This window comes from Pseudomonas sp. MIL9 (genome assembly GCF_016887925.1).
GTDB lineage: Bacteria > Pseudomonadota > Gammaproteobacteria > Pseudomonadales > Pseudomonadaceae > Aquipseudomonas > Aquipseudomonas mohnii.
The window spans coordinates 387,836-403,722 of record NZ_JAFEHE010000001.1; the positions used below are offsets into that span (position 1 = coordinate 387,836).

General features: G+C 58.5%; 27 protein-coding genes. All 27 read left to right on the forward strand.

Annotated elements, in window-relative coordinates; genetic code table 11:
* Window positions 1–89: 89 nt before the first annotated feature.
* The 27 genes from JQF37_RS31250 (at window position 90) to JQF37_RS01990 (ending at window position 15,885) form a co-directional block, all read left to right on the forward strand.
* Window positions 90–998 (forward strand): hypothetical protein, encoded by a 909-nt coding sequence (locus JQF37_RS31250; RefSeq protein ID WP_239142495.1) that lies wholly within the window; start codon window positions 90–92, stop codon window positions 996–998.
* Window positions 985–1,782, forward strand: coding sequence for a hypothetical protein (locus JQF37_RS01865; protein WP_204149522.1), 798 nt, complete (start codon window positions 985–987; stop codon window positions 1,780–1,782). Before JQF37_RS31250 ends, JQF37_RS01865 begins: the two co-directional genes overlap by 14 nt.
* Complete coding sequence (locus tag JQF37_RS01870; protein ID WP_204149473.1) at window positions 1,779–2,315, forward strand: hypothetical protein; 537 nt, start codon at window positions 1,779–1,781, stop codon at window positions 2,313–2,315. The genes JQF37_RS01865 and JQF37_RS01870 overlap by 4 nt, the downstream gene beginning before the upstream one ends.
* The gene (locus JQF37_RS01875) at window positions 2,312–2,527 is read left to right on the forward strand and encodes a TraR/DksA C4-type zinc finger protein (protein WP_204149474.1); all 216 of its coding nucleotides are present in this window, start codon (window positions 2,312–2,314) and stop codon (window positions 2,525–2,527) included. Before JQF37_RS01870 ends, JQF37_RS01875 begins: the two co-directional genes overlap by 4 nt.
* Complete coding sequence (locus tag JQF37_RS01880; protein ID WP_204149475.1) at window positions 2,520–3,416, forward strand: MmcB family DNA repair protein; 897 nt, start codon at window positions 2,520–2,522, stop codon at window positions 3,414–3,416. The genes JQF37_RS01875 and JQF37_RS01880 overlap by 8 nt, the downstream gene beginning before the upstream one ends.
* Complete coding sequence (locus JQF37_RS01885; RefSeq protein ID WP_204149476.1) at window positions 3,413–3,883, forward strand: hypothetical protein; 471 nt, start codon at window positions 3,413–3,415, stop codon at window positions 3,881–3,883. The genes JQF37_RS01880 and JQF37_RS01885 overlap by 4 nt, the downstream gene beginning before the upstream one ends.
* On the forward strand, window positions 3,880–4,101 hold the full coding sequence (locus JQF37_RS01890; protein WP_204149477.1) for a hypothetical protein: 222 nt from the start codon (window positions 3,880–3,882) through the stop codon (window positions 4,099–4,101). The genes JQF37_RS01885 and JQF37_RS01890 overlap by 4 nt, the downstream gene beginning before the upstream one ends.
* Window positions 4,098–4,766, forward strand: a complete 669-nt coding sequence (locus JQF37_RS01895; RefSeq protein WP_204149478.1) for a recombination protein NinG — start codon at window positions 4,098–4,100, stop codon at window positions 4,764–4,766. The genes JQF37_RS01890 and JQF37_RS01895 overlap by 4 nt, the downstream gene beginning before the upstream one ends.
* Entirely contained in the window at window positions 4,763–4,984 is a 222-nt protein-coding gene (locus JQF37_RS01900) for a hypothetical protein (protein ID WP_204149479.1), read from the forward strand. Before JQF37_RS01895 ends, JQF37_RS01900 begins: the two co-directional genes overlap by 4 nt.
* A 100-nt stretch (window positions 4,985–5,084) precedes the next feature.
* Window positions 5,085–5,288 carry a hypothetical protein gene (locus JQF37_RS01905; protein ID WP_204149480.1) on the forward strand — a complete coding sequence of 68 codons (204 nt, stop codon included), beginning with the start codon at window positions 5,085–5,087 and terminating at the stop codon, window positions 5,286–5,288.
* The gene (locus JQF37_RS01910) at window positions 5,285–5,563 is read left to right on the forward strand and encodes a DUF6378 domain-containing protein (protein ID WP_204149481.1); all 279 of its coding nucleotides are present in this window, start codon (window positions 5,285–5,287) and stop codon (window positions 5,561–5,563) included. The genes JQF37_RS01905 and JQF37_RS01910 overlap by 4 nt, the downstream gene beginning before the upstream one ends.
* Window positions 5,560–6,753: an oxidoreductase gene (locus JQF37_RS01915; protein ID WP_204149482.1), complete on the forward strand. Its 1,194-nt coding sequence runs from the start codon at window positions 5,560–5,562 to the stop codon at window positions 6,751–6,753. Before JQF37_RS01910 ends, JQF37_RS01915 begins: the two co-directional genes overlap by 4 nt.
* Before the next feature lie 12 nt (window positions 6,754–6,765).
* Complete coding sequence (locus tag JQF37_RS01920; protein ID WP_204149483.1) at window positions 6,766–7,311, forward strand: hypothetical protein; 546 nt, start codon at window positions 6,766–6,768, stop codon at window positions 7,309–7,311.
* Window positions 7,312–7,416: 105 nt separating this feature from the next.
* The gene (locus JQF37_RS01925) at window positions 7,417–7,911 is read left to right on the forward strand and encodes an HNH endonuclease (protein WP_204149484.1); all 495 of its coding nucleotides are present in this window, start codon (window positions 7,417–7,419) and stop codon (window positions 7,909–7,911) included.
* Window positions 7,912–7,980: 69 nt separating this feature from the next.
* On the forward strand, window positions 7,981–8,220 hold the full coding sequence (locus JQF37_RS01930; protein WP_204149485.1) for a hypothetical protein: 240 nt from the start codon (window positions 7,981–7,983) through the stop codon (window positions 8,218–8,220).
* A 362-nt stretch (window positions 8,221–8,582) separates the two neighbouring features.
* Window positions 8,583–8,897, forward strand: a complete 315-nt coding sequence (locus JQF37_RS01935) for a peptidase M48, Ste24p (RefSeq protein WP_204149486.1) — start codon at window positions 8,583–8,585, stop codon at window positions 8,895–8,897.
* Window positions 8,897–9,175, forward strand: coding sequence for a hypothetical protein (locus JQF37_RS01940; protein ID WP_204149487.1), 279 nt, complete (start codon window positions 8,897–8,899; stop codon window positions 9,173–9,175). The genes JQF37_RS01935 and JQF37_RS01940 overlap by 1 nt, the downstream gene beginning before the upstream one ends.
* On the forward strand, window positions 9,172–9,393 hold the full coding sequence (locus JQF37_RS01945) for a hypothetical protein (RefSeq protein ID WP_204149488.1): 222 nt from the start codon (window positions 9,172–9,174) through the stop codon (window positions 9,391–9,393). The genes JQF37_RS01940 and JQF37_RS01945 overlap by 4 nt, the downstream gene beginning before the upstream one ends.
* The gene (locus JQF37_RS01950; protein WP_204149489.1) at window positions 9,390–9,668 is read left to right on the forward strand and encodes a hypothetical protein; all 279 of its coding nucleotides are present in this window, start codon (window positions 9,390–9,392) and stop codon (window positions 9,666–9,668) included. The genes JQF37_RS01945 and JQF37_RS01950 overlap by 4 nt, the downstream gene beginning before the upstream one ends.
* A gap of 110 nt (window positions 9,669–9,778) precedes the next feature.
* Window positions 9,779–9,958, forward strand: coding sequence for a hypothetical protein (locus tag JQF37_RS01955; protein WP_204149490.1), 180 nt, complete (start codon window positions 9,779–9,781; stop codon window positions 9,956–9,958).
* The gene (locus tag JQF37_RS01960; protein ID WP_204149491.1) at window positions 9,955–10,389 is read left to right on the forward strand and encodes a proteasome subunit beta; all 435 of its coding nucleotides are present in this window, start codon (window positions 9,955–9,957) and stop codon (window positions 10,387–10,389) included. The genes JQF37_RS01955 and JQF37_RS01960 overlap by 4 nt, the downstream gene beginning before the upstream one ends.
* A 69-nt stretch (window positions 10,390–10,458) precedes the next feature.
* Window positions 10,459–10,989 (forward strand): HGGxSTG domain-containing protein, encoded by a 531-nt coding sequence (locus JQF37_RS01965; RefSeq protein WP_239142496.1) that lies wholly within the window; start codon window positions 10,459–10,461, stop codon window positions 10,987–10,989.
* Window positions 10,970–12,217 carry a terminase family protein gene (locus JQF37_RS01970; RefSeq protein ID WP_204149523.1) on the forward strand — a complete coding sequence of 416 codons (1,248 nt, stop codon included), beginning with the start codon at window positions 10,970–10,972 and terminating at the stop codon, window positions 12,215–12,217. The genes JQF37_RS01965 and JQF37_RS01970 overlap by 20 nt, the downstream gene beginning before the upstream one ends.
* 4 nt (window positions 12,218–12,221) lie before the next feature.
* The gene (locus tag JQF37_RS01975) at window positions 12,222–13,616 is read left to right on the forward strand and encodes a DUF4055 domain-containing protein (RefSeq protein ID WP_204149492.1); all 1,395 of its coding nucleotides are present in this window, start codon (window positions 12,222–12,224) and stop codon (window positions 13,614–13,616) included.
* A complete protein-coding gene (locus JQF37_RS01980; RefSeq protein WP_204149493.1) occupies window positions 13,617–14,732 on the forward strand; it encodes a hypothetical protein in 1,116 nt (371 codons plus the stop codon).
* The gene (locus tag JQF37_RS01985; RefSeq protein ID WP_204149494.1) at window positions 14,729–14,977 is read left to right on the forward strand and encodes a hypothetical protein; all 249 of its coding nucleotides are present in this window, start codon (window positions 14,729–14,731) and stop codon (window positions 14,975–14,977) included. The genes JQF37_RS01980 and JQF37_RS01985 overlap by 4 nt, the downstream gene beginning before the upstream one ends.
* Window positions 14,978–15,108: 131 nt before the next feature.
* Window positions 15,109–15,885: a hypothetical protein gene (locus JQF37_RS01990; RefSeq protein ID WP_204149495.1), complete on the forward strand. Its 777-nt coding sequence runs from the start codon at window positions 15,109–15,111 to the stop codon at window positions 15,883–15,885.
* Window positions 15,886–15,887 lie beyond the last annotated feature (2 nt).

The window sequence follows — 15,887 nt, forward strand, 5'->3', positions numbered from 1 at the left end:
CGCCGGACACCTAAACAGCCTGAATTTCAGGCACAAAAAAGCCGGGATTGCGCCCCGGCTGATTCGTTGTAACACGTGAGGTAATCGTAATGGCAAGAGCACGAAACATCAAGCCCAGTCTGTTCACCAACGAGATTCTCGGCGTTGGGCATCCACTCTGCACTCTTCTGTTCCAGGGCCTTTGGTTGCTGGCAGACAAAGAAGGGCGCCTTGAAGACCGTCCGCTTCGCATCAAGGCTGAAATCTTCCCCTATCGCGAAGCTGATGTGGACGCGATGTTGCACTGGCTGGCGCACAAAGGATTCATCGTTCGCTACCAGGCTGACGGCAAGTCGTACATCGAGGTCATCAACTTCACCAAGCACCAGAATCCACACAAGAACGAGAAGGAGTCAGAAATTCCTTCTGTATCAGATGGTTGTATCACTTCCGATTTTCTCGGTACTCGTTCCGAATTAATCGGAACCGCTAGGGCTGATTCCCTCTCTTCTGATTCTGATCTTCTGATTCCTGATTCACTGATTCCTGATGTTCTGATACCGGATTCAGAAACCTTGCCGATCGCCGAAGCTCCGGCGCCGTCGAACATCCAAGTCCTGAAGCCAAAAGCAAAAACGAAAACTGAAGCCCAGATCGCCAACGCCAACACTTGGGATGCGTACACCATTGCTTACCTTGAGCGCTACGGTGTCGAGCCAGTGCGTAACGCCAAGGTCAACGGGCAGATTGCTCAGCTTGTCCAGCGCCTTGGGGCTGATGAGGCCCCGCAAGTCGCTATGTTCTACGTGACCATCAACGACTCATTCTTCATCCGCGCATCGCATGAGTTCGGATTGTTGGTTGCTCGCGCTGAAGGCATCCGCACGCAGTGGATCACCGGACGCCAAGTCAACGCCGTGACTGCTCGCCAAGTTGAGAACACTCAGGCCAACCTGAACGCTGCACAAGAGGCTGCCCGCAACATCCGGGCAGGGGGTGAGCGCAATGCTTTCCTCTGACGCCGTCGCAAACCTCGCTGGCGCCCTTTGCGCTACTGCGGAGACCCTGGGCCAGACCATCAGCGCTAACGCTGCTCAGTTGATGGCTGAGGACCTTGCAAGCTACGAGGCGGCCGATATCCGCGCAGCCCTTCAGTCGTGTCGCCGCGAACTGACCGGCAAGCTCACCCTGGCCGCAATCCTCCAGCGCATTCAGGCATCCGACGGTCGCCCTGGCAAGGATGAGGCATGGGCCATCGCGCTGATGTCAGCCGATGAAAGCGACACGGTGGTGATGACCGACGAAATCCAGCTCGCGCTGGGTGCTGCACGACCAGTCCTCGACATCGGCGACAAGGTCGGGGCTCGGATGGCATTCATCAATGCCTATGAGCGACTTGTGACGCAAGCCCGTGACGAAGGCAAGACAGTCAACTGGCACGTATCCATCGGCTTTGACGCCAATCGCCGACTTGAAGCCATCACGAAGGCTGTGCAGCTCAAGCGTATTCCGCAGGAGCGCGGCCAGTTGTATCTCGCCGACCTGACGCATCAGCCAATCACTGCTGATGGCCAAGCTATTGCCGCCCTGCTCGGCGGGCCTGAATCCAGCGTCAAGCCAAGCGCCGAGATCAAGGGCCGGATTGGCGTCATCAAGTCCGCCCTCCAAAACATGCGCAAAGCCAGCGAGGAAGACAAGGTTCTGATGCGGATCAATGCCGCCAATGACCTGGCTGATCGCTTGGCCCTGCTCAACAAACAAGTCGCCGACGGGCAGAACAAGAATCAGGAGCTTTCCCAATGACCGACCATACCGAACTGAAACGTCTGGCCGAAGGCATGGAGGGTTGGGACAACCTGACCAGGTGCTGGCCCTGCGACGAGAACGGGCCTGACTGGCAAGTCGGCCAAGTTGACGAGGACGGCTACCGCTATCCGGTGCTGACAATCGACACCGAGCAATACGACGCCGAGTCGCACGCTTCGACACTTGCCAAGTATTACGCGGCTGCCAACCCTGTCGCCGTGCTGTCTCTGATCGGTGAGCGCGACAAGCTAAAGGACGAAAACGAAGTCGCCCGGATGCGGATCAAGGAACTGGACCTGCTGTTTGGTCGCTACATCCTCGCCATGCGCTCGGCGGTTATCGAAGAAAACGCCGAAAAGGGCATGGAGTGGATTTATAACTCGCTCGCGGGGCCGGGCGAGCTGCCACCAGAAGACGAAACGGACGCGCAGGCCTACTTCGACCGCGAGATTGTCGCCGTTGACAACGGCATGCAAGAGGTTTTGGCCTTTCACGATGCGCGCCGCGCAGCCAAGGAGGCATCCCAATGAGCGATATCTGTGACGACGCCGACGTAGTAATCGAAGAGGCCCGCAATCGTGCCCTTGCCCAGATCCCCCGTTACACCGGCATCAGCGCCACTGAGTGCGAGTGCGGCGATACCATACCTGAAGGTCGTCGTCAGGCTATTCCGGGGGTGCAGATGTGCGTGGGTTGTGCTGAGCGGGTGGCGCTGGTGAATGGAGGTGTTCGCCGTGGATGAATTCAAAAAATGGGGTCATGACGAACTGGCTCACGACCTGGCTCAAAGCCTTCGGGTTAACCCTGAGCATATCGTCTGGGAGAATATGCAGATGGGGCCGTCCGGCTCTATTCGTCCCGACGTCTATTTGCTGAAAAAGCGTTACTCGACGTTTGCCCCCGTCACGTATGAGGTGAAGATCAGTGTCAGTGACTTCCGTAGCGATATCACGTCCGGGAAGTGGCAGGGCTACCTCAATTTTTCCAGCGCAGTGATCTTCGCCGTGCCGGCTGGACTGATCAAAAAAGAAGACGTGCCGGCCGGATGCGGTCTGATCGTTCGCCATGAAGAAGTTTGGCGGATGGTCAAGAAGCCAACGATGCAACACCTCGAAACTTTGCCTCGAGAGTCATGGCTGAAGCTGGTAATCGACGGGATCGGGCGAGCTATTGAACAGCGCGATACACCTGTACTGCGCCACGCCTTGAATAGTTGGTCTGCTGAAGAGCGTCTGCGCAAGCAAGTCGGCGGCGACATCGCAACGCTGATCGCCAAGGCAATGCGATCCAAAGATGACGTTGCTAATGAGTTGATCGTCCGGGAGAAACAACGCCAGGAAATCCGCGAAGGCACTCAGCGCGAATTGCAGTGGGCGCGCGAGGCTGTCGAGCGAGAGAAAGGACGCCTGACCAATGAGCTGCATGGTCTAGCTGATGCGCTCGGTCTTAGTCGTGAGTCATCCGTGCATGACCTGACCAACGCCTTGCGCGCGGCGACCCATCGCCTTAGTGAGGACGCCGAGGTTAATCGCTTGTGCAACCTCTTTGACCGCATCCAAAAAGCGACTGCTGACGCGATGCTGCCGCTACCGGGCGAGCAACTGGAGCTGATGGTGAGGGGGCTGCAATGACCGACAAAATCAGCGTGAACAGCTCCAGCAAGCTCACCGAAGCCATCGGCATGCTCACCGCCATGTTCCGCGAGAAGAAGTTCGTGGTGGTTTCGCTGCGCCCGGGCAAGGATCGGACGCTCGATCAGAACGCATTGTGGTTCGCCCTGTACGAGCGTATCGCGCAGATGACCCAGATCGGCGATGTCGAGGACGCGCGCCGGTACTGCAAGTTGCACATCGGCGTGCCGATCATGCGTGCCGACGATGCCGACTTCCGCGATGGCTGGAACCGGATTTTTCTCAACCTGCCCTACGAGCAGAAGCTGGAGCTGATGGGCGCTTGCTCGATCTTCGGACCGGATGGCTTCCCGGTTACCCGCCTGTTCAACCGTGCTCAGGGCATCGCCTACACCGACCGCATCGTGGACGAGTTCGCGGCCAAGGGCGTGTTCTTCGGGGATCTTCTCGGGGAGGCGGCAGCATGACCACTCTCGAAGAAATCAGCCTGTGCCCGAAGGCGAATCGGCAGTTCTGGTCGGACCGTGCTCGTTCAAGCCTTGCCTTCATGCGCCACAACGGCGCCGGTCCAGCTGATCGCCGTCTGGAACGCGCAGCGTTCCGCAAGAACATGGCGCACCGCCGGGCGCAGACCTATCTCGATCTGCGCGGGCAATTGGATATGTTTTCGGGGGTGGCGGCATGAAGCGCACTCCACTGCAACGCAAGACTCCACTCGCCTCCGGTCCGCGCCGCAAGCGCTGCCCGTCCTGCCGAGTGATGTTCACTCCTTCCCGTGCTGCTCAGGCGGTGTGCGGAGAGATCGAGTGCGCCATCGCTCACGGAAAGTCGGAGAAAGGCCAGGAAGCTGCCCGCAAGGCCTTGGCGGATATATATCGCCGCGACATCAAGGTGAGAAAAGAGGCCCTGAAAAGTCGCGCAGATCACCTCAAGGATGCCGAGAAGGCCGTTCGCGATTACCGCCGCACCTACGAGCTGAGCATCGGCAGCGGCTGCATCAGTTGTGGTGGCTCGCAGGAGTCGATTCTGGCGGCGCAGGGCTGGAAGACTGGCGGGGCATTCGATGCTGGCCACTTCCTCGGCAAGGGCGCCCGGCCAGAGTTAAGGCTTATCCCGACCAATATTTGGCTTCAGTGTAAAGCCTGTAACTCAGGCTCCTACATGCATGCGCGCAAGGGTTACACCGTCTCCCAAGGCTTTCGTAATGGCTTGATCGCCCGCATCGGCCTGGAAGCCGTTGAAGCGCTTGAGGCTGACCACGAACCGCGCAAGTACACCGTGGATGAACTGAAAGCCATCACCGCCGAATACCGCGCCAAGACCCGTGAACTCAAGAGGAAATCCGCATGAACGATATCGCTCAATGGCTCGGCTACGGCGTGATGGTCGCTGGTGGGGCTCTAATCATCGCAGCGGTGTTGTTCTTCACTGCGCTGGCCTGCGTGACCTTCAGCAACAAGATGGCCAAAGCTCTTCGCGCAGGCTGGGATTTGAAGACCCTGCGCGATCATATGCGCCAGCTTGAGACTGAAGGCAAAGTCAGCAAGAAGACAGGTGTGAAGCCATGATTACCACCATCCCAAGCGACATCATTCCTCACCTGTGGCTACTCCTGATCATGCCGGGGTATTGCGTATTGGCTGCCTTGATTCGTCGGGGGATTCGGCCATGAACTGGAAAGCGGTAGCAGGCAGCAAGCACTGCATCACATCCGATCACGACTATCTGATCAGCAAATACGCGCTTCAGGAAGGACACGCCTACGTCGCCCGGACGCCAGACGGGAAGATCCTGCACTCAGACAAGGATCTGGCCAAGGCCAAGGCGGCATGCAACGACCATTTTGAATCGACACAGGGGATCGCAGCATGAAGGCGCACGAATTTCTCGGTAAGGCTCAGGCCATCATGCTGGAGCGCGGCAAGCAATACGACAAGCCGGAAGGCGAGCGCAGCATGGGGACTGCTGTGGCCGCGTTCAACGCCATCACCGGCCAGTCATTGAGTGAGGCAGAAGGCTGGCTGCTGCTCCAGATCTTGAAAGACGTACGCCAATGGCAGAACCCGGCCTACCACGCTGATTCCGCAGAAGACTGCGTGGCCTATGCCGCGCTGAAGGCCGAAGCCCTCGCCGGAGCCGCCCAATGACCGAACGCAAAGCCACCGATGAGCAGATCATCGAAGCGCTCAAGACGATGTCCATGGCTGACGCTGCTGCGCACTTCGGCCTGAACGAGCGGACGTTGTACAAGCGCAAGGCGAAGATGGCATTGAAAGGCTGGAGCCCGGAGCACGACATGACTCATATCGTGCCCGACGGCTTCCGCCTAAGCGGTACATCCAGCCTCTACAAGGAAGGCGTCAAGGCACCTGTATTGCAGTGGGTGAAGACCAGCGCCGACTTGGAGCGTCAGCGGGCGATGAACGAAGCGTTTGCCAAAGCGTTTCTGGAAGACGTCAACCCGCTGCCGGAGATCGCAGGGCCTATTGAGGACTTAGATACCGACATCATCCCGTGGTTTCAGATCGGTGATGCCCACGTCGGAATGCTTAGTAATAGCTACGAGACTGGCCACAACTTCGACCTGAAGATTGCCGAGCGTGAGCTGATCATCGCCATGCACAAGCTGATCGACCGGGCGCCGAGCTGCGAACGCTGCGTCATTCAGGACCTTGGCGATATGTCGCACTACCAGGACTTCACCGCCAAGAGCGAATCAGGCCACGACTTCGACTTCGACAGCCGGTACCCGAAGATGATTGAGGTCTGTGCGCGGATCATGCGCTCGATCGTCGACAAGGCCCTAGCCAAGTTCAGTTTCGTTGACGTGATCGTAAACCAGGGCAACCACTCCCGGTCGAACGACGTCTGGATGCGGATCTTCCTGAACCACGTCTATCAGGAGAACCCACGCCTTCACGTCCTCGACAACTCCAGCGTGTTCATCCCATACCGCATGGGCAACACGTTCGTGATGTGCCACCACAGTGACAAGTGCAAGCCTGACCGCCTCATCGACGTGATGGCAACCGACTTCTCCGTGGACTGGGGTGAGTCGACCTACCGCTACATCGACATCGGCCACATCCACCACCGCATGCAGTCGAAGGAATCCGCCGGCGTGACAGTTGAGTCGTGGAACCAGCTCGCCCCGGGCGACAAGTACGCCCACGACGGCGGCTGGCGGTCCCGTGCGTGCCTCACTGCCGTGTTGCGCTCCAAGACCTACGGCGAGAAGGGTCGCATCACCATCAGTGCCGAAGAGGTCAAGGACATCATCGCCAAGGCTGTGCCGGGTGCTGAAGCTTCGAAACGTCGCGCTGTGTATTCGGTTTAAGGGGGATTCAAGATGACCTATCGCAACGTGGTATCCGCAGTGGTGCGCGCTCTGGCCGCCGAGACCATCAACTCTGCAGGCGGGTGTGATTTCGAACCGAAGGTGCAGTGCGCCAAGCAGAAAGGGGAGATCGTCGGGAAGGAGGCTGCGCTGCTGGTTGACTGCATGGTGCATAGTCGGCTGCACAAGGCATTGCCAGCTGATCAATGGCAGGCGTTGCTAGCCAAGTTCTCTACCCACACCGATCGCAAGCATGACGCGATCATCTTCCTCGCGAAGAAAATGACATCGCCTGCACCTGAACGCTTCCGTCATGCTGCGGTTGTTACTTGGGCAATTCCAAAGCTGCCCGGCGTACAAGGTAAGCGGTCGACAAACGTGCTTCCAGAAGGTTGGTATGTGCTTTCGAACTGGTGTGATGAGGGGCGCCCTGAGCCTACCCTCTATCGCTGGAGGACTGCTATCCGCAAGGGACTGGAAAGTCTCGTGGATCAGGCGCTTATTTCAGCCCAAGAGGTTCTCGATGTAGAGGGCCTAATTGAGGGACATGCGGCGTAGAAAACAGTTACAATAAGCGCGCATGGCTAGGCTTAGCGGCTGAAAAGGGGTTGTCTCGCTCCCTGCCATGCTCCACATGAGACCATCGAATTGGAGACGTTCGATATGCTTACTCAAGCACGCCTTAAAGAGATTGTTCATTACTGCCCTGAAACCGGGAAATTTACGTGGATTATGGATCGTGGCGGCGCATGGGCCGGTAAAAGTGCCGGATGCGACCGAAACACGAAGAGCGGTTACATCTCTATCCGGATAGAAGAAAAGCTCTATCGCGCCCATCGTGTCGCGTGGCTGTATGTGCATGGCGAGTGGCCGACCTTGCATATCGATCACATCAACGGCGTGCGCGATGACAACCGAATCGAAAACCTGCGGCTCGCGACCCAAACGCAAAACCTCTACAACAAGCGCGCATGCAAAAACTCGAAAACGGGAGTTAAAGGAGTTTGCTGGGATTCTTCCACCGGGAGATATCAGGTCAAAATTTCTATCAATGGCAGGGCGAAACACATCGGGCGCTATGACTCGGTAGAAGAGGGTGCCGCCGCATATGCCGAGGCCTCGCGAAAGCACCATGGCGAGTTTTCTAGAACTGCATAAAATAAGGTTGACGCAGTTGATAAAACGATAGATATTAGCGCCATCCTGTCGTACTTGCGCATGTAGGTGATGCAAGCGACAAACAAACCCGGCCACCGCGCCGGGTTTTTTTATTTCCTCGAATTCATCCTTCTGGAGGTGCGCGTGAAGCTGAAAGCCAAAAGCAATCTGCTGGAGCGCGCCAGAACGGCATGGGAGGCGGTCGCACGCCAAGTTGGCGAGACCGACTTCTCGCGCCATCCACGCACCGGCGAGTATTTGCATCCCGGTGTCGCCATGGGTTGGCGGATCCACAAAAAGAATCTGTAGTTTCACCTGTAGCCAGGACAGCCTTCTGGAAGGCCTGGACGTCGATAGCCGGGTAGTGCGACGTACGGAATCAACACCGGCAGCCAGCGCACCCTGACCTCACTGTGCTTCCAGGGTGGCGCGAGACAAGAACTGCGAGATCGATGCATTGGGGTGTCGACGCCGTGATGGTCTTTGGCTGGCAGCGTGGGAAGACACGCGCACCTATTCAGGGCCTCGACATTGATCGGGGCCTTCTTGTTTTCAGCCCCGCCACACCCTTCGCTCTGAGCTGGGAGTGCCGCCGGGGCTGATCTATTCGCCGCTGCTCCCCAGCGTTTGGCGCCTCACACTGGCGCCTTTTTATTCCTTGGAGTCACACCATGGCCGAACCCGCTAGCACTACAGCTTTCGGCGTCCTGCTTGCGAAGTATGGCGTCGTCATTGGTGGGTTTGCCGGAGCACTGGCTTCGCTGATGTTCCTGCAAGGCCTGACCCGCAAACAGGCGCTGATGGCCGTTTTAACTGGATTGGCCGCAGCCATCTTCTGCACCCCTCTGGCGATCGAGTTCTTCAAGATTGCCTCTGGCAGTGAAACTCAATACGGCGTTGCCTTCCTGATTGGCCTGCTGGCGATGAACATCATCCCAGGCCTGAGAGCACTGGCAGGAAAGTTTGGCGCTACGGGAGGTGCGTAATGCACGTCATCCTTCAAGTCGTCGACGCCTTCCTGTGCGTGCTGGTGGTCATTGCAGCCGCTGAGTACCTGCGCCGCGTGCGCCCGATGGACGAGCCACTGCTGAGCATCTCGTTCTACCTGGTCGCCATCGCCGCGTTCGGCAGCTTCATCTTCAACATCAAGGGTCACCCCGTCAGTCCATTCGCAATGACGATGCACGCGGCGGTGATCCTCTACGCGATCGCCAAGCGCGGCCATATCTGCAATATCCCGCCAAGTTCCACGGAGCGCACATGAACCTGATTCCCCAATGGCAACAGCTCTGGAAGATGTACAGCGTTCAACTGGCCGCTGTGCTGGTAGCGCTCAATACCGCTGCCTACGTGTGGCCATCGTTCCAGGCACTGTTCAGCCCAGAGATCTTTTCAGCCGTGAACGGGCTCCTGGCTGCCGCCATCGCCGTAGTGCGTGCGATCCCGCAGACGAACATCGCTCCAGTGGATACGCCGAAATGACTCCCGAACAGTTTTGTTACTGGCTTCAGGGTTACTTCGAACTGAAGCAGACCATTGACCATCGCGCCGGCGCCACGCCAGAAACGATGAAGGTCATCGAAGACCACCTGAAGACGGTGTTCGTGAAGGTAACGCCTGAGGTTCAGATGCAGCCTGTCAAGATCGAATGGCCGGCTGATACGAAGCCGATCGATATTACCGAGGCGATTCGGAAGAGCTTCCGCGACGCTCAGCGTAGCCCCTATTACGGCCAGCCGATTCAAATCACCTGTTAAACCAAAGGGTGCCTGGCTTCGTGCGGGCGCCAATCAACACGCAATAAAGTGCGCATATCCGGCTGAAACGCTTGGAATACTCGCATTTAATTTCACATCGGGTGATCGCCATGGCCAGACAACTTGTGCTACAGGCCTATCACCCATGGTGGTTCCGCTTCTACGTGGTAGCCGTGAACACCTTCGCTTACCTGATCAACATGGACGTCGACGAGGACAAGCTGAAGGCTCAGGCCAGAAAGGCGATCCGGTACCGCGAGATCGAACCAGGTGAAGAGGCTAAGCCATGACGACCATCGCCTACAAGGACGGCATCATCGCCTATGACGGCAGAGTCTCGCGCGGCAGCACCATCATTTACGACGACTTCGACAAGATGCGCGAGCGTGAAGGCGTGTGCTTCTTCGGTACTGGCTCTACTGGCGATATCAATGAGCTGGTGGGTGCATGGTTCGGCGAAGAGGTCATTGGCGAGTGCGATGCGAATGCCCTGGTTCTGCATGACGGCAACATCACCCTGATCGGCTATGACGAGGGCAAGGTCTGGAAAAGCCCTGTGGTGCTCGACAGGCCGTATGCCATTGGTAGCGGGGCAGACCACGCTTTGACAGCCTTCGACATGGGCGCTACCGCATACCAAGCCATCGAGATGGCGATTAAGCGCGACTGCGGCACTGGCGGCAAGATCAGAACGCTCACCGTGACCAAGCCAATCGAATGATCGTTGAATGACGTTCGAACGACGTTGAATGAATCGTTGCGAAAACCAACCCCATGAATGAGGCTGACTATGGCCCTATGCGGCGCATCAAAGCGCGGCAACGGGGAACCATGTAAGCGTCACGCAATACCGGGTTCCTCTCGCTGCAAGCTGCACGGCGGCAAGAGTTCAGGCCCCAAGGAACAGCGGGGCAACAAGAACGCCGCTCGTCCTGGTTCCATCTACAGCAAGTTCCTGACCGATGAAGAGAACGATGCGCTCGCCAGTATTGAGCTGGGTCGCGTCGATGATGAGCTGCGCCTGACGCGCATTCGATTGATGCGCGCCTTGAGCCGCGAGAACGAGTTCGGCAATGAACTGGAGATCGACAGCGAGAAGCATGAGACGGGCGAGCACGGCGGGACAACTACCACCAGCAAGGTGAGGGACTATTCCGGCCTGATCGATCGCCTGACTGCTCGCATCGAAAGCCTGGAGCGAACCCGCGCCGAGCTGCTCAAGACTAATCCTCCAGAGTTGCCACCGGTGACCAGAATCGAGATCGAGGTGGTAGGTGGAAGGAAGGACGCTGCGGGTGCAAATGACGCAGCCGCAGGCTGACTTCTACCAACTCACTGAGAAATACCCGGCATTCGTCGGCGGGTTTGGCACGGGCAAGACTGAAACTCTTGCCAACTGCGCGCTGAGAGACGCCCTGGCATCGTCAAGCGCCTTGATCGCCCTGTACGAGCCCACCTATGACCTTGTGCGCCTCATCCTTGCCCCGCGCATGGAAGAGAAGCTCACGGACATGGGCATTCGGTACAAGTACAACAAGCAAGAGAACATCATCTACACAAGTTCGCCCAACTGTGGCGACTTCGTGCTGCGGACGCTGGAGAATCCTGCCCGCATCATTGGTTACGAGTCATACCGGGCGCACGTCGACGAGATCGACACGCTGAAGAAGGTTCAGGCGCAGATGGCCTGGCGCAAGATCATTGCGCGGAACAGGCAGCGTCCTGATGGTGTAGAGCAACCATTCAACCGGGTGTCTGCCTACACGACACCGGAAGGCTACCAATTCGTCTATGACACCTGGGGCCGCAATCCAAAGCCTGGCTACGTGATGATCCAGGCAGCGACCAGTTCAAACCCGTTCCTGCCAGAAGACTACGAACAGAGCCTGCGCGAGAGTTACCCAGCCGCGCTGATTTCGGCCTACCTCGAAGGTAAGTTCACCAACTTGACCTCGGGTAGCGTCTACCCGGACTTTGATCGGGTGCTCAACCACTCTGACGCCACCTTGCAAGACGGCGAGCCAGTGCTGATCGGCATGGACTTCAACCGGTTGAAGATGAGCGCTGTGGTCTATGTGCTGCGCGATGGCTGGCCTATTGCGGTCGATGAGATCGTAGACGGCCGCGACACGCCGCAGATGGTCATGATCTTTAATGAGCGCTACAAGCTCAAGGGTCACGCCGTTCAGGTTTTCCCTGACGCCTCCGGCCAGAACTCCAGCAGCAAGAACGCGAGTGAGTCCGACCTGAGCATCATCAAACAGGCCGGCCTGACGGTTCGCGTCAACTCGACGAACCCAGCCATTGCCGACCGTGTGAACGCCGTGAACGCACTGATCCTCAACGGACAAGGCGAGCGGCGATTCAAGGTCAACACGAACCGCTGCCCGCATCTGACTGACGGCCTCGAACAGCAGGCCTACGACAAAAACGGAATGCCGGATAAGACAAGTGGAATCGACCACGTCATCGACGCTGGAGGTTATCCGCTGGCTCACCTGTTCCCGATCGTCAAACGCACCGCATCCACCGCACCTTTGAGAATCTAAAGCCATGTCCGATGACCCAAGCAAAACGCTACCGGCAGTAGACGCCATGCGCGAAGACTGGGCCATCGTCGAACCTTTGATGGGCGGCACCCGGGCGATGCGCGAGGCTGGCGAGCAGCTGTTGCCGAAGTGGCCGAAGGAAGAACCCGAGGACTACTGCAATCGCAAGAAGCTGTCCACGCTACTGCCTGCCTACAGCGAGACGGTAAAGAACAACACTGGTCGCGTGTTCGCCGAGCCGATCGTGCTGGGTGAGGATGTTCCTGATCCAATCAAGGCCTACACCGAGAACTTCGACCGCCAGGGCAACAATCTGCAGATCTGGGCTCAGACTTTCTTTACTGTGGCGCTGTCGCACGGCCTGTGTCATGTACTGGTTGAGTACCCGAAGACGACTGACGCCGAGGGTAACCAGACCATCGTTACCAAGGCTGACGAGCAGGCCGCAGGGGTTCGCCCTTATGTGGTCATGATCCGACCTCAGCAGGTGATTGGCTGGAGATCCAGTTCGGCCGATGGCGAACACGTCCTGACCCAGTTCCGCTACATGGAATCGGTCGAAGAGGACGACGGCATCTTCGGCACCAAGTGCGTCGAACAGATCCGCGTGCTAGAACCGGGCAAGTGGTCGGTCTACCGCAAGAAGGAGGCCGCAAACAAGGAAACCGCGTGGATGCTGTACGACGAGGGCGTCAACTCCCTCAAGCACATCCCGCTGTCGACCCTGTACACCGGACGCACGGGCTACATGACGGCCAAGCCGCCATTGCTCGAACTGGCCCACCTCAACGTCAAGCACTGGCAGTCGCAGAGCGATCAGGACAACATCCTGCACGTCGCCCGGGTGCCGATGCTGGCGATCATCGGGGTCGATGACGCTACGTGGGAGCTGAAAGTCGGCACCGCGTCCGCCACCAAGTTGCCGAAAGAAGGCGACATGAAGTGGGTGGAGCACACCGGCAAATCGATCGAGGCTGGACAGGCGTCACTGACTGACCTCGAAGACCAGATGCGGATCGCCGGCGCCAAGCTGCTCCAGAAGGAGAAGCAGGCGGTGAAGACCGCAACCCAGGCCGAGGAAGAGTCTGCTCAAGAGTTGAGCCCGCTGCAAACCATGGCCAGCCAGCTGGAAGACACGCTTGATCAGGTGCTTCAGTTCTTCGCCGAGTTCACTGGCGAGGGCGAGGGCGGTCACGTCCAGGTCAATGGCAACTTCGACTCGGACTTCATCCCTGAAACGACTCTGCCGCTGCTGCTGAACCTCGCCACGCAGGGCAAGATCTCCGACGAGACGCTGTTCTCAGAGCTTCAGCGCCGCAACGTGGTGTCGCAGGACATCGACTGGGAAGAAGAGAAAGCCAAGATCGCCGAACAGGGGCCGAGCCTCGGAGCGTTGTAAATGCCAACCGTCAACCAAGTCCTCGAAGACGAGCAGATCGCGCACGCGGTCAGCCTCGAAAAGTACAAGGTTGGCGTGGTCAAGCGGATAATCTCGCTGCTGAACAGGTCTGATGCTGACCTATCGGCGGCCTTGGCTGCTGCATTGGAGCGCCTGCCGCCTGAATCCTTCACGGTTGAGCGGCTGGAGCTGCTGCTGGATCAGGTAAGGCTGATCAACACTCAGGCCTATGCACAGGTCGCCCAGGAGCTGCAGAAAGACCTGAAGGAACTGGCGGGCTACGAGGTTAACTGGCAGCAGGCGCTGTTCGAGACAACCATTCCAGAGCCTGTGCTGGTTCGCTTCCCGATTGCCAGCGTCAGCTCCGAGCAGGCTTATGCTGCAGCGATGGCGCGGCCGTTCCAGGGCCGATTGCTGCGTAACTGGGCGACCGAGATCGCCGCCGACCGTATGGTCAAGGTCCGCAACGCCATCCGCACCGGTTACCTCGAAGGCAAGACGACTGACCAGATCATTCGCGGCATTCGCGGTACCAGGGCGTCTGGATACGCCGACGGCTTCCTTGAGCGGCCCCGCAAAGACCTTGCGAGTGTCGTCAGGACAGCGGTCAGCCACACCGCAGCGACTGCGCGGGACGAGTTCGTCAAGGCCAATGAAGAGATCATCAAGGCAGATCGCTGGGTTTCGACCCTCGACAACAAGACCTCTCCGATGTGCAGGATTCGTGACCAGCTTCAATACACCGCCGTAACGCACAAGCCAATCGGCCACAAGGTGCCTTGGCTGCAAGGCCCGGGCAAGATCCACTGGTGCTGCCGGTCGACGTCGGCACCGGTGACCAAGAGCTGGAAAGAGCTGGGCATGAACATCGACGAGATGACGCCATCCCAGCGCGCCAGCATGGACGGCCAGGTCCCGGCGAACACCACCTACAGCGAATGGCTCAATCGCCAGTCGGACGCCCGCAAGATCGAGGTACTCGGCCCGGCCAGGTATCAGTTGCTGAAGGATGGCAAGCTCGACCTCGAGGACTTCTACACGCCGACAGGTGAGTGGATGACGCTGGACCAGATTCGCGAGCGTGACGCGGCGGCCTTTGCTAAGATCGCAGCATGACCGACAAACCCCGCTTCCACGTCATCGACGGCACCGCTCCCCCGGATACCCCGGCCGAGCAGGTGCGTCGTCGTGTGCGTGCAACGCCCAAGCCTGCGACGATGGTTCAGTGCCATCGCTGCGGGGGCAGGGAAGTGATCGAGACCAAGATCGGCGTCCTGATGAAGAACGGCAAGCCAACTGGCGGGACGAAGGCGCTGCTTTGCGTCTGTTGTCTGCTCAAAGGCGAGCGCGTCACGCTGTAGCGTCACAAAACGAATTCAAACAGCCCTGGCATCCGCCGGGGCTTTTTTATGCCCGCGATTTACACAGGCCTCGTCAATGACGGGGCTTTTTATTTGCCGCCAGGCGGCCAACAGACCCAAGGGGTTAGCAGATGTTTATTTTCGGCAAGTGGTATCCGTTGATGGCGGAAGAGGGTGGTGGTGAAGGTGGTGACGGCGGTAATGGTGGCGGTGGTGGCGGGTCAGGCCCGGAAATCACTCCTGAACTTCAGGCAATCATCGACGCTCGCGTTGGTGAAGCGGTAACCGGGCTGAAGACCAAGAACACCGAACTGCTGGGCAAGCTGAAAGCCACTGGTGACCAGCTCAAGTCCTTCGAAGGCATCGACCCCGATGCTGTTCGCGGCATTCTCTCGAAGTTTGCCAGCGACGAAGAAGCCCAACTGATTGCCAAGGGCGACATCGATACCGTCCTGGCCAAGCGTGCTGACCGCATGAAGGCCGGCTTCGAGAAAGACCTGAAGCTGGCTCAAGACGCAGCTGCCAACGCATCCAGCCGCACCGAGAAGTTCGCCTCGCGCGTCCTCAAGGGCGAAGTGGTCGGCGCAGCAACTGAAGCCGGCGTTCACAAGTTCGCTATGGAAGACGCGATGCTGGCCGCAGCCCGCGACTTCGAGCTGGACGACGACGGCAACCCCGTCGCCCGCGAGGGCAAGTACGGAAAAGACGGCAAGCCGCTGACGCTCAAGGAGTGGTTTGCGGAAATGAAGGACTCTCGTCCTCACTGGTTCCCTGCTACCGGCAACGGCGGTGGCGCGGGCCACGGTGGCGGGAATGGCTCCAAGGTGATGACCCAGTCTGAATTCGATGCGCTCCCTGCCAAGCAGCGGGCTGCAGCGATGGAAGGCGGCGTCAGCATCAAAGGCTGATC

Excerpts from the sequence above, each read along its gene's own strand:
- JQF37_RS31250 (WP_239142495.1), top strand. The coding sequence starts at position 90 with ATGGCAAGAGCACGAAACATCAAGCCCAGTCTGTTCACCAACGAGATT.
- JQF37_RS01865 (WP_204149522.1), top strand. The coding sequence starts at position 985 with ATGCTTTCCTCTGACGCCGTCGCAAACCTCGCTGGCGCCCTTTGCGCT.
- JQF37_RS01870 (WP_204149473.1), top strand. The coding sequence starts at position 1,779 with ATGACCGACCATACCGAACTGAAACGTCTGGCCGAAGGCATGGAGGGT.
- JQF37_RS01875 (WP_204149474.1), top strand. The coding sequence starts at position 2,312 with ATGAGCGATATCTGTGACGACGCCGACGTAGTAATCGAAGAGGCCCGC.
- JQF37_RS01885 (WP_204149476.1), top strand. The coding sequence starts at position 3,413 with ATGACCGACAAAATCAGCGTGAACAGCTCCAGCAAGCTCACCGAAGCC.
- JQF37_RS01890 (WP_204149477.1), top strand. The coding sequence starts at position 3,880 with ATGACCACTCTCGAAGAAATCAGCCTGTGCCCGAAGGCGAATCGGCAG.
- JQF37_RS01895 (WP_204149478.1), top strand. The coding sequence starts at position 4,098 with ATGAAGCGCACTCCACTGCAACGCAAGACTCCACTCGCCTCCGGTCCG.
- JQF37_RS01900 (WP_204149479.1), top strand. The coding sequence starts at position 4,763 with ATGAACGATATCGCTCAATGGCTCGGCTACGGCGTGATGGTCGCTGGT.
- JQF37_RS01905 (WP_204149480.1), top strand. The coding sequence starts at position 5,085 with ATGAACTGGAAAGCGGTAGCAGGCAGCAAGCACTGCATCACATCCGAT.
- JQF37_RS01910 (WP_204149481.1), top strand. The coding sequence starts at position 5,285 with ATGAAGGCGCACGAATTTCTCGGTAAGGCTCAGGCCATCATGCTGGAG.
- JQF37_RS01915 (WP_204149482.1), top strand. The coding sequence starts at position 5,560 with ATGACCGAACGCAAAGCCACCGATGAGCAGATCATCGAAGCGCTCAAG.
- JQF37_RS01920 (WP_204149483.1), top strand. The coding sequence starts at position 6,766 with ATGACCTATCGCAACGTGGTATCCGCAGTGGTGCGCGCTCTGGCCGCC.
- JQF37_RS01925 (WP_204149484.1), top strand. The coding sequence starts at position 7,417 with ATGCTTACTCAAGCACGCCTTAAAGAGATTGTTCATTACTGCCCTGAA.
- JQF37_RS01930 (WP_204149485.1), top strand. The coding sequence starts at position 7,981 with ATGCAAGCGACAAACAAACCCGGCCACCGCGCCGGGTTTTTTTATTTC.
- JQF37_RS01935 (WP_204149486.1), top strand. The coding sequence starts at position 8,583 with ATGGCCGAACCCGCTAGCACTACAGCTTTCGGCGTCCTGCTTGCGAAG.
- JQF37_RS01940 (WP_204149487.1), top strand. The coding sequence starts at position 8,897 with ATGCACGTCATCCTTCAAGTCGTCGACGCCTTCCTGTGCGTGCTGGTG.
- JQF37_RS01945 (WP_204149488.1), top strand. The coding sequence starts at position 9,172 with ATGAACCTGATTCCCCAATGGCAACAGCTCTGGAAGATGTACAGCGTT.
- JQF37_RS01950 (WP_204149489.1), top strand. The coding sequence starts at position 9,390 with ATGACTCCCGAACAGTTTTGTTACTGGCTTCAGGGTTACTTCGAACTG.
- JQF37_RS01955 (WP_204149490.1), top strand. The coding sequence starts at position 9,779 with ATGGCCAGACAACTTGTGCTACAGGCCTATCACCCATGGTGGTTCCGC.
- JQF37_RS01960 (WP_204149491.1), top strand. The coding sequence starts at position 9,955 with ATGACGACCATCGCCTACAAGGACGGCATCATCGCCTATGACGGCAGA.
- JQF37_RS01965 (WP_239142496.1), top strand. The coding sequence starts at position 10,459 with ATGGCCCTATGCGGCGCATCAAAGCGCGGCAACGGGGAACCATGTAAG.
- JQF37_RS01970 (WP_204149523.1), top strand. The coding sequence starts at position 10,970 with ATGACGCAGCCGCAGGCTGACTTCTACCAACTCACTGAGAAATACCCG.
- JQF37_RS01975 (WP_204149492.1), top strand. The coding sequence starts at position 12,222 with ATGTCCGATGACCCAAGCAAAACGCTACCGGCAGTAGACGCCATGCGC.
- JQF37_RS01980 (WP_204149493.1), top strand. The coding sequence starts at position 13,617 with ATGCCAACCGTCAACCAAGTCCTCGAAGACGAGCAGATCGCGCACGCG.
- JQF37_RS01985 (WP_204149494.1), top strand. The coding sequence starts at position 14,729 with ATGACCGACAAACCCCGCTTCCACGTCATCGACGGCACCGCTCCCCCG.
- JQF37_RS01990 (WP_204149495.1), top strand. The coding sequence starts at position 15,109 with ATGTTTATTTTCGGCAAGTGGTATCCGTTGATGGCGGAAGAGGGTGGT.